Here is a 14,005-nt window from a genome sequence, read left to right on the forward strand (position 1 = left end):
CTTCCGGGCACAGTGCGACGCCGGCCACAGCGACGCAACAGGCGTTGGCGTTTCGCGACTCTATACGCAAACTTCGAGGCCTCCACGCGCCGGCTGGCTCGGATTTTTGCGCGGAGTTACGCTCCTGCGCATGCCCGAAGAGCTGCTCGACGCGACCGACCACGAGATCCTCGGCCTGCTGCGCGAAGACGCCCGCCGCACGCTGTCCGACATCGCCGGCCGCGTCACCCTCTCCACGGCCGCGGTCAAGCGCCGCATCGACCGGCTGCGCGAGACCGGCGTTATCACGGGCTTCACGGTCCAGGTCGACCACGCGAAGCTGGGCTGGGGCATCGAGGCGTTCACCGAACTGCGCTTCGTCGGCAACACGAAGGTCGCGGAGATCCTGCGCACGACGACCCGCATGCCCGAGGCCCAGGCGGTGTTCACGATCGCGGGCGACCCGGACGCGCTGGTGTGGCTGCGGGTGCGCGACATGGCCCACCTGCAGAAAACGATCGACGAGATCCGGCGGCACCACCAGGTGACCGGGACGAAGACGCTGATCGCGCTGGAATCGTGGTCGCGGGGGAACTGACGTGCTCGTGACACTGGCGCGGCGGCCGGACCTCGCCGAGGCCGTCTACGCCATCCCGTACCCGCCGGGCTCGCCGTCGTTCATGGCGGGCAGCCTCGCGAGCCTGCTGGTGCGCGGCCGGCGGGTGGCGCGCCGCTGGCCGCACCTCGTCGTGGCGCTGCTGGACGGCGACCGGCCGATCGCGCGCGGCGTCATGGTGCCGTTCCGCGGCCGCGGCCCGCTGCCCGCCCGCGGCTGGGACGAGGTCGCGGTGTGGGCCGCGGAGGACGCGCTCGACGACGTCGTGCCGGACACCGCGTGCGCGCTGGAGATCGCCGTCCACCCGGAGCACCAGGGCCGCGGCCACGCCGGCACGGTGCTCGTCGCGATGCGTGAAGCCGTCGCGGCGGCCGGACTGGGGTCGCTGGTGATCCCGGTCCGGCCGCCGGACAAGGCGGCGGTGCCGTCCAAGCCGATGCGCGAGTACGCGGCCGAGACCCGTGCGGACGGCCTGCCCGCCGACCGCTGGCTGCGCACCCACGTCCGGGCCGGCGGCCGTATCGAGGGCGTCGCGCCCTGTTCGGCGACGGTCCAGGCGCCGCTCGAGGACTGGCGGCGCTGGACCGGGCTGCCGTTCGACCGAGACGGCGTCGTGCCGGTCTCGGGCGCGCTCGCCCCGGTGTTCGTCTCAGTGGCCCAGGACATCGCGGTCTACGTCGAGCCGAACGTCTGGGTGTCGCACCCGGTCGGTTAGCCCCGCAGCAGCACGCCGGACGTGCGCTCCCGCTCGAAGAAGAACTCCGGCCACTCCAGCCCGTCCGGCGGCGCCTGGATCGCGGCCGCCCGCCGCCGCAGTTCGTTCAGGTAGCCCGTGTCCAGGATCGCCCGCGCCGACAGCGGTTCACGCAGCAAGGTGTCCGCCGGTCCTTCGTACAGATACGCGTCCACGCCCGGATATCCCCGGGTGCCCGGCGGGTAGTCCCGGTTCACCGGGAAGTACGTCGTCTCGAGCCCGCCCAGCCAGGAACCCCGCAGCGGCACCAGCGCGGGCCACGATCCCAGCCGCTGTTCGAGCCGGGCGTTGTCCGCGGTGAACCCGCGGTGATCCGCGACGACGTACGCCGCGCCGGGGTGCGCGCGCTCCAGCCGGGCGACCGCGCCGCTGCCGCCGTCGTGCGTCAGGTGCCCGAGGCCGAACAGCATCAGGGCCTTCCGGTTCTTCTGCAGCACCTGCGTTTCCACCACCGAAGCGATCGTCGCGTCGCGGTCGAGGAACGGCTCCAGGTCCGCGGGAGCCTGGACGCGGCTCCAGTCCACCGGCGGGTCGCACGCCAGCACGCGGATCTTCCGCGCGGCGGGCAGCGTCGTGTTGACCTGCCGCACCAGCGCGAAAAGCTGCTCGTAGAACGTCGAGAACCCACAGCTCGGCTGGGTCGTGTCGCGCCAGACCCGGCTCACGTCGGGGATGTCGCCGCCCGCGATGTAGTCGTCCAGCAACGGCTGCAGCCGCGAGTTGCCGCATTCCACGGCGATGTCGTTCACGCGGCCGGGGAAGCGCGGGTCGCGGACGAGGTCGAACAGAAACGTCCCGACGTCCGGGCTGGACTTCGCGACGATCGCGTGGTCGTCGAACGCGGCGAGGAAGGCGCCCGCGGCGTCGGCGGGCGGCCGGGACTGGCCCGCGTCCGCCGGCGCGGCGAACAGGGTGACGGCCGCCAGGACGGCCAGGAAGAGTCGCATCAAGGCTCCATGACTAGTTCCCCCACTGTCCTACGACTGTAGGACAACTCGGCCAGCATTCAGTCAGGGCCGGGCCGTTGTCAAGGCCGGGTCAGTGCCGGAACGCCTCCGCGAGCCACCACGAACCGCCGTCGTCGGCGATCTTCGCGTCGATCACCAGCGGCGCGGTCCGCGGTCCGGCCAGCCAGTCACGCACCGCGGACAGGTCCCCGGCCGACCGGACCGTGACCCCCGTGCAGCCGAAGCCGCGACCGATGGCGGCGAGGTCGGAGTCGGGGAAGCGGACCGTCGTCATGTCGGCGTCGCCGAAGTGGTGGATCTCCGCGCCGTAGGCCGCGTCGTGGTAGACGACGACCACCAGCGGCAGCCCCAGCCGGACCGCCGTGTCCAGTTCGGACAGTGCCATGTGGAACCCGCCGTCACCGGTGCCCAAAACCGGCAGCCGGTCCGGGCGGGCGAGCGCCGCGCCGATCGCGGTGCCCAGGCCCAGCCCGATGCTCTGGAACGCCTGTGTGAAGCAGAATCCCTGCTCGTCGGGCACCGAGAGGTAGGCGCTCGGGTAGCCCATGAAGTTGCCCGAGTCGATCGAGACGATCCGCTCCGCCGGCAGCAGCTCGTCGAGGAGCTTGCTCAGCGTCCGGGGGTCGATGCGCCCGTCGCCGGACAGGTCCTCGTGCTCGACGTCGTTCCAGCGCCCGGCCGCGATCCGAGCGGCGACCTCTTCGGTGCGATAGCCCTGGCGCTCCTTCGCCGCGGCCAGCACCTCCACCGCGGTGGCCGCGACGTCACCGACGACGCCGAGGTCGACCGGCCGGTGCGCGCCGAGGGCCGCCTGCTCGACGTCGACCTGGACGAGCTTCGCGTGCGGGCTGAGCAGCTTGCCGTGCCGGGTCGTCCACATGTTCAGCGCGCAGCCCCAGCCGACGACGAGGTCGGCGCCCAGGATCAGCTCGGCGGTGGTCGGCGACGCGAACCCGCCCGAGATGCCCAGCGCGAACTCGTCACCGTGGAAGAGCCCGTGCGCGACGGCGGACGTCGCCAGCAGCGCGCCGCACCGCGAAGCCAGTTCCCGCAACGGTTCCCGGCTGCCGCGGGCGCCGCGGCCGGCGATGAAGACCGGCCGTTCGGCGGCCGCGAGGAGGTCCGCGAACGCGGCCACCGAAGCGGCGTCCGGCCGCACCGCCGCGGGCCCCGGGATTTCCGGCAACGACGGCGAAGGAGGCGCGGGCTCGGCCTGGACGTCGAGCGGGAGGTTCAGCACGACCGTCCGGCGCTGCTGCCGCGCGGTCCGGAACGCCCGCACGGTGTCGGCGACCGCGCTCGCGGCCGAGTGCACGCGCTCCGGCACCGCGCCGACCGCCGCGGCCAGGCCGTCCTGATCCACGCGGAAGTTCGACAGCACCGACGCCCCCGCGGAGTCGGCGGTCAGCACGAGCATCGGCGTCCGGCTCTTGGCGGCTTCGGTGATCCCGGTGACGGCGTTGGTCAGCCCGCAGCCCTGGTGCAGCGACAGCACCGAGACCTTCCCGCTCATCCGCGCGTAGGCGTCGGCCATGCTCGCCGCACCACCCTCGTGGCGGGCGGCGACGAACCGGACGCCGCCCGCGCGCAGCGCGTTGGTCACCTCGAAGTTGCCGCTGCCCACCACGCCGAACGCGGTGCCGGCGCCGAGTTCCGCGAGGGTCCGGCCGACGAGTTCGGCGACGTTCACCGCTCCACCAGCGCCAGCACGCGGGCCGGGCTCCCGGAGCCGCCGACGATCGGCAGCGGCGAGACCACCAGCAGCGTCCCGGTCGGCGGCAGCGTGGCCAGGTTCTGCAGCTGCGTCAGGCCGTGCTTCCCCGCGCCCAGCAGGAGTTCGTGGCACGGGAACATCGGCTCGAGCCCGGGCGCCTGTCCCGCGTCGGTCCCGACGGTCTCGACGCCGAGCCCGGTGATCGGCGTTTCCTCGGCGAGCCACCGCGCGCACTCGGGCGAGACGCCGGGGGAGTGCGACCCGGCCTCGTCGGCGTTGAGGAAGCGGTCCTGGTCGTCGCTGCGGGTGTCCCAGCCGGTGCGGTAGAGCAGCCAGCCGCCGTCGGGCAGCGGCCCGTGCTCGGCCGTCCACGCGCGGACGTCGTCGATCGAGAGCAGGAAGTCCGGGTCCTGCGCCGCCTGAGCCGAGAAGTCGAGGACGACCGCGGGCGCGACCAGCGTTTTCAGCGGGACCTGGGAGACGTCGTGACCGTCCTTTCCGGACACCCAGTGCACCGGGACGTCGAGGTGCGTGCCGGTGTGCTCGCCGGTGTGGATGTCGTTCCAGTACCAGCGCGGCCCGCGCTCGTCGTAGCGGCTGATCTCTTCGAGGCGGAAGGGGATGGTGTTGGCGAACGGCTCCGGCAACTGCAGGATCGGCGTGCTCGAGCTCAGGGGCGCGGTGAGGTCGACGATTTCGACCGCCCCCGAGGTGATCGCCTTGCTCAGCCCGTCCAACAACGACATGCCTGCCTCCCGGTGCCGGTGTGCCTCTCGATCGAGACCCTATGCCCGCGCGGGCCGCCTTGACAGCGCCGCGCTTCCCGGTGTTGTCTTACTGCCGTAGGACAGTAGGAGGTCCGGTGATCGAGTTCGTCCTGGACGGCCGTTCCCGGGTCGCCACGTACATGCAGCTCGTCGTGCAGGTGAAGCAGGCACTGCGGGTCGGCCTGCTGCGCCCCGGCGACCAGCTGCCGAAGGTCCGCGACGTGGCGCAGGAGCTGGCGATCAACCCGAACACGGTGCTCAAGGCCTACCGCGAGCTGGTCCTGGAGGGCCTCGCCGACGGACGGCCGGGGGTGGGCACGTTCGTCACGGGCGACCTGGCCGGGCCGTCCCTGGGGGCGCAGGCGCACCTGCGGGACGAGCTGGTCGCTTGGCTGGAGCGCGCCGAAGCGGCGGGGATGACGCCGGACGACATCGCGGCGCTGATCGAGACGACGATGCGCGGGACAGCGCTGCCGCGCGGGTAGCAAGCGCCCCAATGTGGCGTTGGTTGCGTCCAGCGCACCCAATGTGGCGTTCGGTGCGTCAGACGCACCGAACGCCACATTGGGGCGCATAGCTGGCCGTCGACGACACTGGGACGCGCGACACTAGGGGAGCCGGATGGAACTTGCGATCGAGACCCGCGCACTGGGCAAGCGGTACCGGCGCACCTGGGCCCTCCGGGACTGCGACCTGACCGTCCCCGCCGGGCGGATCGTCGCCCTCGTCGGGCCGAACGGCGCGGGTAAGACCACCCTCCTCCACCTGGCCGCCGGGCTGCTGCGGCCGGATTCGGGCGACGTCCGCGTGTTCGGCCACCCACCCGCCGCCGCGCTGCCCGACATCGGGTTCGTCGCCCAGGACACCCCGCTCTACCGGGACTTCACCGCCGCCGAGCTGATCACCATGGGCGGCAAGCTGAACCGCCGCTGGGACGCCGCCGCGGCGTGGGAACGGCTCGCCAGTGTGCCGCCGGACCGGCCCGCGGGCAAGCTCTCGGGCGGGCAGCGCGCGCAGGTCGCGCTGGCGCTCGCGCTGGCCAAGCGGCCACGGCTGCTCCTGCTCGACGAGCCCATCGCGAGCCTGGATCCGCTGGCCCGCCGCGAGTTCCTCCGGACGCTCATGGGCGCGGTGGCCGAGGACGGGACCACCGTGCTGCTCTCGTCGCACCTGCTGACCGACCTCGAACGCACCTGCGATCACCTGATCGTGCTGCAGGACGCCCGCGTCCGGCTGGCCGGGCCGGTCGACGAACTGCTCGACGCGCACCGCACGGTCGTCGGCCCGCGGGCCGGCAGCGACGAGATCGCGGGCGTCGCGCAGATCATCCGCGCCCACCACTCCGCCCGCCAGGCGACGCTGCTGGTGCGCCGCGCGGGGCCGATCGATCCACTGTGGACAGAGCACGAAGTGGGCCTGGAAGACCTGGTGCTCGGGCACCTCGGCGCGGCGGAGGTGCCCGCGTGTTCTGGCTGACCTGGCGCCGCCACCGCAGGCCCGCGCTGTTCACGCTCGCCGTGCTCGGCCTGCTCGCCGCGGTCGTGGTGCCGACGGGACTGGCGATGCGCGCGAAGTTCGACGGCTACGGCCTCGGGTCGTGCCGCGCGGCGCTCGGCACCGCGTCGATGATCACGCAGACCGAAGCGGTGGCGCAGTGCGAGAGCCTGAGTCACCAGTTCCAGCGGGAGTTCGGGAACCTGCAGTTCGTCGCCGTCCTGTTCGTGGTCCTGCCGGCGCTGATCGGCGTGTTCTTCGGCGCACCATTGGTGGCCCGCGAGGTCGAGCAGGGCACGCACCGCCTGGTGTGGACCCAGGGCGTGAGCCGGCTGCGGTGGGCGCTCACGACGTTCGGCCTGACCGGCGCGATCACGGCGGTATTGGCGGCCGGGTACGCGCTGGGCGTGTCGTGGTGGTTCGAGCCGCTGGTCACCGCGAGCACCGGACGGCTCGCGTTCCTCGCGTTCGACGTCCAGGGGATCGTGCCGGTCGCGTACACGCTCTTCGCGCTCGCGCTCGGGATCTTCGCGGGGACGTACTGGCGGCGCGTGGTGCCGGCGATGGCGCTCGCGCTGGCCGGGTACGCGGTGGTCCGCGTCGCGGTCGAGGTCCTCGCGCGGCCGCGCTACCTGCCGGCGCAGGTGCGGACGTTCTCGCCGGCAGGCACGCAGACGCCGAACCCGGCGTCGGGCGACTGGATCCTGGCCCAGAGCGTCCGCGACGAGGTGGGGCGGGTCGTGCTCCCGAAGGCCCAGCTCGGCCCGTGCCCGGCCGGGCAGTGCGCCGCACCGGACACGGCCAACTGGCTGGAATTCCAGCCGGGGGACCGGTTCTGGGCGTTCCAGGGCATCGAAGCCGGCATCTTCGCGGTGCTGACGGCGGCGCTGGTCTACTTCGCGATCCGCCGCGTCCGCACCATCGCCTGATCCGCCGGCACCGACGAACGGCGGATTTACAACGTTGTATCAACGGGGTAAGAACTACTTTTACAACGTTGTAACGACGAGCGGAGGCCGTCCCGTGTCGCTGAGCCGCAGGCAGTTCGTCACCGGAGCCGTCGCCGCCACCCTGCTGACCGGCGCGAACGCGCCGAACGCCGTCGCCGGGGCGCTGCGCTGCCGGAAGGTCGCCCCGGCGAAGGGTGGTCTGTACACGCCGAACGCCGCACCCCTGCGGCCCGCCGCCTTCCTCAAGCTCCCGCCCGGCGCCGTCACCGCCCGCGGCTGGCTCGCCGGGCAGCTGCGGCTCCAGCTCGACGGCCTCTGCGGGCACTATGCCGAGACGTCGCACTTCCTCGACTTCGCGACCAGCGGCTGGGTCCACCCGGAGCGCGGCGGCTGGGAGGAAGTGCCCTACTGGCTGCGCGGTTACGTCGACCTCGCCGCGGTCACCGGGGACGCCACCGCGAAAGCCACCGCCGCCCGGTGGATCGGCGCCATCCTCGCCACCCAGCAGCCCGACGGCTTCTTCGGCCCGGCCGCCCTGCGCACCGCGCTGAACAACGGCCCGGACTTCTGGCCGTACCTGCCGCTGCTGCAGGCGCTGCGGTCCTGGCAGGAGTACACCGGCGACGCGCGGATCGTCCCGTTCCTGACCCGCTTCTTCCGCTACATGAACGCCCAGGGCAAGAGCGCGTTCGACTCCAGCTGGGTGTCCGTGCGCTGGGGCGACGGCCTCGACAGCGTGTTTTGGCTGTTCAACCGCACCGGCGACACCTTCCTGCTCGACCTCGCCGACAAGATCCACGGCTACGGCGCGAGCTGGGTGAACCACCTCCCGAGCCTGCACAACGTCAACATCGCCCAGGGCTTCCGCGAACCGGCCCAGTACGCGCTGCGGTCCGGCGACGCGAGCCTGACCCAGGCCACCTACGCGGACTACGACACGGTGATGGCCACCTACGGCCAGTTCCCCGGCGGTGGCTTCGCCGGCGACGAGAACGCCCGGCCCGGCTTCGGCGACCCGCGGCAGGGCTTCGAAACCTGCGGGATCGTCGAGTTCATGGCCAGCCACCAGCTGCTCACCCGGCTGACCGGCGACCCGGTGTGGGCCGACCGCTGCGAGGACCTGGCCTTCAACTCGCTGCCCGCCGCGCTCGACCCGGACGGGCGCGCGGTGCACTACATCACCAGCGCGAACAGCGTCGACCTCGACAACGTGCCCAAGAGCGAAGGCCAGTTCCAGAACGGCTTCGCGATGCAGGCCTACCTGCCGGGGGTCGACCAGTACCGCTGCTGCCCGCACAACTACGGCATGGGCTGGCCGTACTTCACCGAAGAACTCTGGCTCGCCACCCCGGACAACGGGCTCGCCGCGGCGATGTACTCCGCCAGCAGCGTTACGGCGAAGGTCGGCGACGGCACCGCCGTGACCATCACCGAAGACACCACCTACCCGTTCTCCGAGCAGGTCACCTTCACGGTCCGGACGCCGAAGCGGCTGGCGTTCCCGCTCTACTTCCGGATCCCGGCCTGGTGTGCGGCACCGCGGCTCACCGTCGCGGGCGCGCCGGTCGCCGCGGCGGCCGGGCCGGCGTTCGTCAAGGTCGACCGGACCTGGGCGAACGGCGACGTCGTCACGCTGACGCTCCCGCAGCGCACGACCCTGCGGACCTGGCAGGCGAACCACGGGTCGGTGTCGGTCGACCACGGGCCGCTGACGTACTCGCTGAAGATCGGCGAAAGCTACGAGCGGCTCGGCGGGACCACCCAGTTCCCGGAGTACGCGGTGCACGCGACGACGCCGTGGAACTACGGTCTGGCCCCGGACGCGGCGCTGACCTTCGCCGCGGCCGGCGGCGCGCTCCCGGCCAACCCGTTCACGCCGGACGCGGCGCCGGTCAAGATCACCGCGTCCGCGCGGAAGATCGCCGAGTGGACCGCGGACGACCAGGACGTCGTCACGCCGCTGCAGGCGTCACCGGCCCGCAGCGAGGCCCCGGTGGAGACGGTCACGCTGATCCCGATGGGCGCGGCACGGCTGCGGATCACGGCGTTCCCGACCGCTTCGCCGGACGGCCACCCGTGGCTGCCCGGCGGCGGGGGAGCGGGCTTCCGGATCGTCAACCGCAACTCCGGCAAGGTGCTCGGCGTCGATCAGATGTCCACAGCGGACAGTGCGCGGGTCGTCCAGTTCGCCGACAACGGCACCGACGACCACGTCTGGCACCTGGTCGCGAACGGCGACGGCTGGTACCGGATCCGCAACCACCACTCGGGCAAGGTGCTCGGCGTGGACCAGATGTCCACAGCGGACAGTGCGATCGTCGTGCAGTTCACCGACAACGGCACGCTCGACCACCTGTGGCAGCCGATCGACAACGGCGACGGCTGGTGGCGGCTGAAGAACCGCAACTCGGGCAAGGTGCTCGGCGTCGATCAGCTGTCCACGGCGGACAGCGCGCAGGTGGTGCAGTTCGCCGACACGGGGACCGCGGACCACCTCTGGCGGCTGGTACCGGACGGACAGGTGCGGATCGAGAACCGCAACTCCGCCAAGGTGCTCGGGGTCGACCGGATGTCCACGGCGGACAGCGCGCGGGTGGTGCAGTTCGCCGACAACGGCACGGCGGACCACCTGTGGACGTTCGAACCCACGGCGGCCGGCTGGTTCCTGATCCGCAACGTCAACTCGGGCAAGGTGCTGGGTGTGGATCAGATGTCCACAGCGGACAGTGCGATCGTCGTGCAGTTCACCGACAACGGCACGCCCGACCACGAGTGGCGCCTGCGCGACGACGGCAGCGGCTGGTTCCGGATCGTCAACCGCAACTCCGGCAAGGTGCTCGGCGTCGACGTGATGTCGACGGCGGACAGCGCGCAGGTGGTGCAGTTCGGCGACACCGGGACCGCCGACCACCTGTGGCGGCTGCGTTAGCGCTTGACGCCGACGATCCCCGCCACGCACTTCGCCGAACCCGACAGCGGGGTGAGGCGGGGCCCGTCCGGCCACCACTCGTCGCACACGGCCAGGCCCGGCTCCGACGTGGCGTTGGGCTGGACCAGCTCCAGGCCGGGCAGCATCGCTTCGATCTCGGCGCGGGTGCGGAACCGGCCGGCGCCGAGCGGGCCCTGGACGAGGATCTGCTCGATGCGCTTGGCGATCTCGGTCAGCTCCGGCACCTCGGGGTCGAAGAAGTGCGAGAGGACCACGTAGGAGCCCGGGGCGAGCGCGTCGATGTACTCGCGCATGACGTCGACGGCGCCGTCGCCCTCGAAGTGGTGCATCGTGCCGACGTGCAGCAGCGCGACCGGCTCGGAGAAGTCGATGTGCCGCCGCACGTCCTCGTTTTCGAGCACGGCTTCCGGCTTGAAGATGTCCGCTTCGACCATGTGCGTGAAGTCGTTCTCGACGAGCAGCGCGCGGCCGTGCGCGAGGACCACCGGGTCGTTGTCGACGTAGACGACCGTGTGGTCCTTGTCGATGCGCTGGACGATCTGGTGGGTGTTCTCCGCCGTCGGCAGGCCGGACCCGCAGTCGAGGTACTGCCGGATGCCGGTCTGCGCGGCCAGCATCCGCAGCGCGCGGTTGTGGAAACCGCGGTTGCCGCGGGCGATGTCGACGGCTTCCGGGACCGCGGTGCGGATCTTCTCCATCACCACGCGGTCGACCTCGTAGTAGTTGTTGCCGCCGAGGAACCCGTCGTAGATCCGCGCGATGCTCGGCCGGTCGGGGTCGACTCCCACCGGCTTCTGGCTCGGGGACAGGGTCTCGGACATGGCGACCTCGCAGGACTTCGGCGGGTGGCGGTGCGCCACCCAGCGTAGTAGGTCGCGTCCAGGGGGTGAAGACGAGGTCAGCCGCTCGGGCGGAGCCGCTGGTCCGGGATGTCGTCGCGGGCGCGCTCGGTGCGTTCCCGGCGCAGCCGCGCGAGGTGCTGCTCGATCCGGCGGTCGAGGTCGCGCGCGGCCTCGGACAGTTCCGTCAGGTCGCGACGGGACCACGGGTGGCCGATCGCCCCCGTGTCCACTTCGTCCCCTGCCCTGTCCACTTCCGGTACCTCCCGCGTCGGTTCGTTCCGCCCGCTCACCGGCGTTACTGCCCCAAGTGAGGCAGGTCAAAACACGGGCCGCAGTGACGTCGGGCACGCCGTGCCGCCGTCCGGTGGACCGCGGGCCGATTTTCTGGTGCCAATTCTGACCAGGTGGTAGAAATTGGGCAGAGCCCACCGTGACTTCAGGAGCTGGGGATGAGCGACCTTTCCGTGCAGCTTTATTCGGTCCGCGACGCCTTCGCGGCCGATCCCGCCGACACCCTGCGGCGGCTCGCCGCGATCGGCTTCACGCAGGTGGAGCCGTACGGAGTCGTCGAAAACGCCGAAGCCCTGCGAGCCGGGCTACCCGCCAACGGCCTGACCGCGCCGACCGCGCACGCGCGCCTGCTGGGCGCCGACCAGGCCGCCGTCTTCGCCGCGGCCGCCGAGCTGGGCATCGGCCTGGTCATCGACCCGCTGGTCAAGCCCGAGCAGTGGCAGGACCCGGCCGACATCGCGGCGACGGCGGACGCGCTCAACGCCGCGGCCAAGCTCGCGGCCGAGCACGGCGTGCGCGTGGGCTACCACAACCACTGGTGGGAGCTGGAATCCCGGATCGGCGGCCGCAGCGCGTTCGAGGTCTTCGCCGACCAGCTCGACCCGGCCGTCGCGCTGGAGGTCGACACCTACTGGGCCACCGCCGGCGGCGAGGACGCCCCCGCCCTGCTGCGGCGGCTCGGCGACCGGGTCCGCGCGATCCACGTCAAGGACGGCGGCCTCGCCACCGACGCCACCGGCCAGGTCCCGGCCGGGCAGGGCCGGATACCGATCGCCGACGTGCTGGCCGCGGCGCCGGACGCGCTGCGCGTGATCGAGTTCGACGCCTACGACGGCGACCTGTTCGAAGCCGTCGCCGCCAGCCACGCCTTCCTGACCGGCGCTGGCCGGTGACCGGCGGCCCAGTCGGCGTCGGGTTCGTCGGCGCCGGCGTCATCAGCGGTACCTACCTCGAAAACCTCACCGGTTTCCCGGACGTCCGCGTGCTGCGGATCGCCGACCTCGACACCGGGCGCGCGGCCGCCCGCGCGGCCGAGTACGGCGTGCCGCGGTCGGGCACGGTGGCCGAGCTGCTCGCCGACCCGGACGTCGAGCTGGTGGTCAACCTGACCGTGCCGGTCGCGCACGTCGAGGTCGGGCTCGCCGCCCTCGAAGCGGGCAAGCACGTCTGGGCGGAGAAGCCCCTCGCCCTGGACCGCGAGACCGGCCGCAAGCTCCTCGATCGGGCACGGGAGAAGAACCTGCGCGTCGCCAGCGCGCCCGACACCGTCCTCGGCGCCGCGCTGCAGACCGCGCGCCGGGCCGTCGACGCGGGCCGGATCGGCCGTCCCCTGACCGCGCTGGCGCTGTTCCAGGTGCCGGGCCCGGAACTGTGGCACCCGGCGCCGGAGTTCTACTACCAGCCGGGTGGCGGGCCGCTGCTCGACATGGGCCCGTACTACCTGACGGCGCTGGTTCACCTGCTGGGCCCGGTCCGGCGCGTCACCGGGGCCGGCGGGCGGGCGCGCGACACCCGGGTCGTCGGGTCCGGGCCGCGGGCGGGGACGGAGTTCCCGGTGCTGGTGCCGACCACGGTCACCGCGCTCGTCGAGTTCGAGCGCGGGTCCGCCCAGCTGGTGCTGAGCTTCGACTCGGCGCTCAAGCGGGCCGGGGTGGTCGAGCTGACCGGCACGCTCGGCACGGCCGTGCTGCCCGACCCCAACCGCTTCGACGAGCCGACCCGGCTGCACCTGCTCGGGCACGAGGAACCGGAAGAGCTGGCGGCGGCCGGGCACCCGGCGTCCCGCGGCACCGGCGCGCTGGAGCTGGCGCGGGCGATCCGGGCCGGGGTGCCCGAACGCGCGTCCGGCGAGCTGGCCTACCACGTGCTCGACACGATGCTGGCCATCGACGAGTCCATGACCCGCGGGCAGAGCGTGGAAGTCGGAAGCAGCGTCGAGGTCCCGCCGCTGCTGCCGCCGGGCTGGGACCCGTACGCGAAGACCCTCTAGAACGGGACGGTGAGCAGGTTCCGCAGGTAGAAGCGCAGCGAGCCGACCAGGTCGACGTCGCCGGGCACGGTCAGCCACTGCACCTGGAGGCCGTCCATCAGCGCGATGAACGTCAGCGCGGCCAGTCCGGGGTCGACGCCCGCCCGCAGCTGGCCGCGGGCCGCCAGCACCTCGAACGACTCTTGCACGCCTTCGCGGGCGGCCCGGTAGTGGCGCTGGAAGTAGCCGTGCGCGGGGTGGTCCGGCGCGACCGCTTCGGCGGCCAGCCGCGAGTAGAGGTCGACGATCCCGGGGTGGCGGACGTTGTGCTCGGCGAGGGCGACGAAGTGGCGCAGGACTTCCAGCCCGGGCGGGACCTGCAGCTGCTCGCGCTCGGAGTCGTCGGCGTCCCGGCGTTCGAGCACGGCGGCGAGCAGGGCTTCCTTGGTGGGGAAGTGGTAGAGGAGGCCGGCGTGGGAAATGCCGACGCGCTTGGCGATCTCGCGCAGCGAGGAGCCGTGGTAGCCGAGTTCGCCGTACGCCGCGGCGGCCGCCGTGATGATGTCCTCGCGGCGGATCCGGCCCTTCAGGTAGCCCCCGGTCACGGGGTCGCGGTGGTCTCGGCGGCGTGCACGGCACCATCATGCCGCAGCGGTGTTTCGCACAACCGGCGTGCGCGTCCGAACAAATCGATGGTGCGAACGAATGGGA

The 14,005-nt window shown here is 72.3% G+C and carries 14 protein-coding genes; 8 read left to right on the plus strand and 6 right to left on the minus strand.

What is annotated here, in order from left to right:
* Nucleotides 1–130: 130 nt before the first annotated feature.
* Nucleotides 131–577 (plus strand): Lrp/AsnC family transcriptional regulator, encoded by a 447-nt coding sequence (locus H4696_RS00975; protein WP_086864456.1) that lies wholly within the window; start codon nt 131–133, stop codon nt 575–577.
* Nucleotide 578: 1 nt separating this feature from the next.
* Complete coding sequence (locus H4696_RS00980; protein ID WP_086864455.1) at nt 579–1,310, plus strand: N-acetyltransferase; 732 nt, start codon at nt 579–581, stop codon at nt 1,308–1,310.
* On the opposite strand, the gene H4696_RS00985 is transcribed toward H4696_RS00980, so the two are convergent.
* From H4696_RS00985 to H4696_RS00995, 3 genes are all read right to left on the minus strand, one after another.
* Nucleotides 1,307–2,296 (minus strand): hypothetical protein, encoded by a 990-nt coding sequence (locus H4696_RS00985; RefSeq protein WP_086864454.1) that lies wholly within the window; start codon nt 2,294–2,296, stop codon nt 1,307–1,309. The two genes, H4696_RS00980 and H4696_RS00985, sit on opposite strands and share 4 nt — an antisense overlap.
* Nucleotides 2,297–2,387: 91 nt before the next feature.
* Nucleotides 2,388–4,007 (minus strand): thiamine pyrophosphate-binding protein, encoded by a 1,620-nt coding sequence (locus H4696_RS00990; protein ID WP_086864453.1) that lies wholly within the window; start codon nt 4,005–4,007, stop codon nt 2,388–2,390.
* Nucleotides 4,004–4,777 (minus strand): cyclase family protein, encoded by a 774-nt coding sequence (locus H4696_RS00995; protein WP_192781983.1) that lies wholly within the window; start codon nt 4,775–4,777, stop codon nt 4,004–4,006. Before H4696_RS00995 ends, H4696_RS00990 begins: the two co-directional genes overlap by 4 nt.
* A gap of 116 nt (nt 4,778–4,893) precedes the next feature.
* Here H4696_RS00995 and H4696_RS01000 point away from each other — a divergent pair, with 116 nt between their 5' ends.
* From H4696_RS01000 to H4696_RS01015, 4 genes are all read left to right on the plus strand, one after another.
* A complete protein-coding gene (locus tag H4696_RS01000) occupies nt 4,894–5,283 on the plus strand; it encodes a GntR family transcriptional regulator (protein WP_086865281.1) in 390 nt (129 codons plus the stop codon).
* Nucleotides 5,284–5,419: 136 nt separating this feature from the next.
* The gene (locus H4696_RS01005) at nt 5,420–6,274 is read left to right on the plus strand and encodes an ABC transporter ATP-binding protein (protein ID WP_086857941.1); all 855 of its coding nucleotides are present in this window, start codon (nt 5,420–5,422) and stop codon (nt 6,272–6,274) included.
* Nucleotides 6,262–7,221: an ABC transporter permease gene (locus H4696_RS01010; protein ID WP_086857942.1), complete on the plus strand. Its 960-nt coding sequence runs from the start codon at nt 6,262–6,264 to the stop codon at nt 7,219–7,221. Before H4696_RS01005 ends, H4696_RS01010 begins: the two co-directional genes overlap by 13 nt.
* Nucleotides 7,222–7,315: 94 nt before the next feature.
* Nucleotides 7,316–10,171, plus strand: coding sequence for an RICIN domain-containing protein (locus tag H4696_RS01015; protein WP_086857943.1), 2,856 nt, complete (start codon nt 7,316–7,318; stop codon nt 10,169–10,171).
* On the opposite strand, the gene H4696_RS01020 is transcribed toward H4696_RS01015, so the two are convergent.
* Nucleotides 10,168–11,013: an SAM-dependent methyltransferase gene (locus H4696_RS01020; protein WP_086857953.1), complete on the minus strand. Its 846-nt coding sequence runs from the start codon at nt 11,011–11,013 to the stop codon at nt 10,168–10,170. The genes H4696_RS01015 and H4696_RS01020 overlap by 4 nt on opposite strands.
* Nucleotides 11,014–11,090: 77 nt before the next feature.
* Nucleotides 11,091–11,285: a hypothetical protein gene (locus H4696_RS01025; RefSeq protein ID WP_086857944.1), complete on the minus strand. Its 195-nt coding sequence runs from the start codon at nt 11,283–11,285 to the stop codon at nt 11,091–11,093.
* Nucleotides 11,286–11,483: 198 nt separating this feature from the next.
* Here H4696_RS01025 and H4696_RS01030 point away from each other — a divergent pair, with 198 nt between their 5' ends.
* Both H4696_RS01030 and H4696_RS01035 read left to right on the plus strand, forming a co-directional pair.
* Nucleotides 11,484–12,218, plus strand: a complete 735-nt coding sequence (locus H4696_RS01030; RefSeq protein WP_086857945.1) for a sugar phosphate isomerase/epimerase family protein — start codon at nt 11,484–11,486, stop codon at nt 12,216–12,218.
* The gene (locus tag H4696_RS01035) at nt 12,215–13,315 is read left to right on the plus strand and encodes a Gfo/Idh/MocA family protein (protein WP_086857946.1); all 1,101 of its coding nucleotides are present in this window, start codon (nt 12,215–12,217) and stop codon (nt 13,313–13,315) included. Before H4696_RS01030 ends, H4696_RS01035 begins: the two co-directional genes overlap by 4 nt.
* On the opposite strand, the gene H4696_RS01040 is transcribed toward H4696_RS01035, so the two are convergent.
* A complete protein-coding gene (locus H4696_RS01040) occupies nt 13,312–13,899 on the minus strand; it encodes a TetR/AcrR family transcriptional regulator (RefSeq protein WP_086857947.1) in 588 nt (195 codons plus the stop codon). The two genes, H4696_RS01035 and H4696_RS01040, sit on opposite strands and share 4 nt — an antisense overlap.
* Nucleotides 13,900–14,005 lie beyond the last annotated feature (106 nt).

Source organism: Amycolatopsis lexingtonensis, assembly GCF_014873755.1.
GTDB classification, from domain to species: domain Bacteria; phylum Actinomycetota; class Actinomycetes; order Mycobacteriales; family Pseudonocardiaceae; genus Amycolatopsis; species Amycolatopsis lexingtonensis.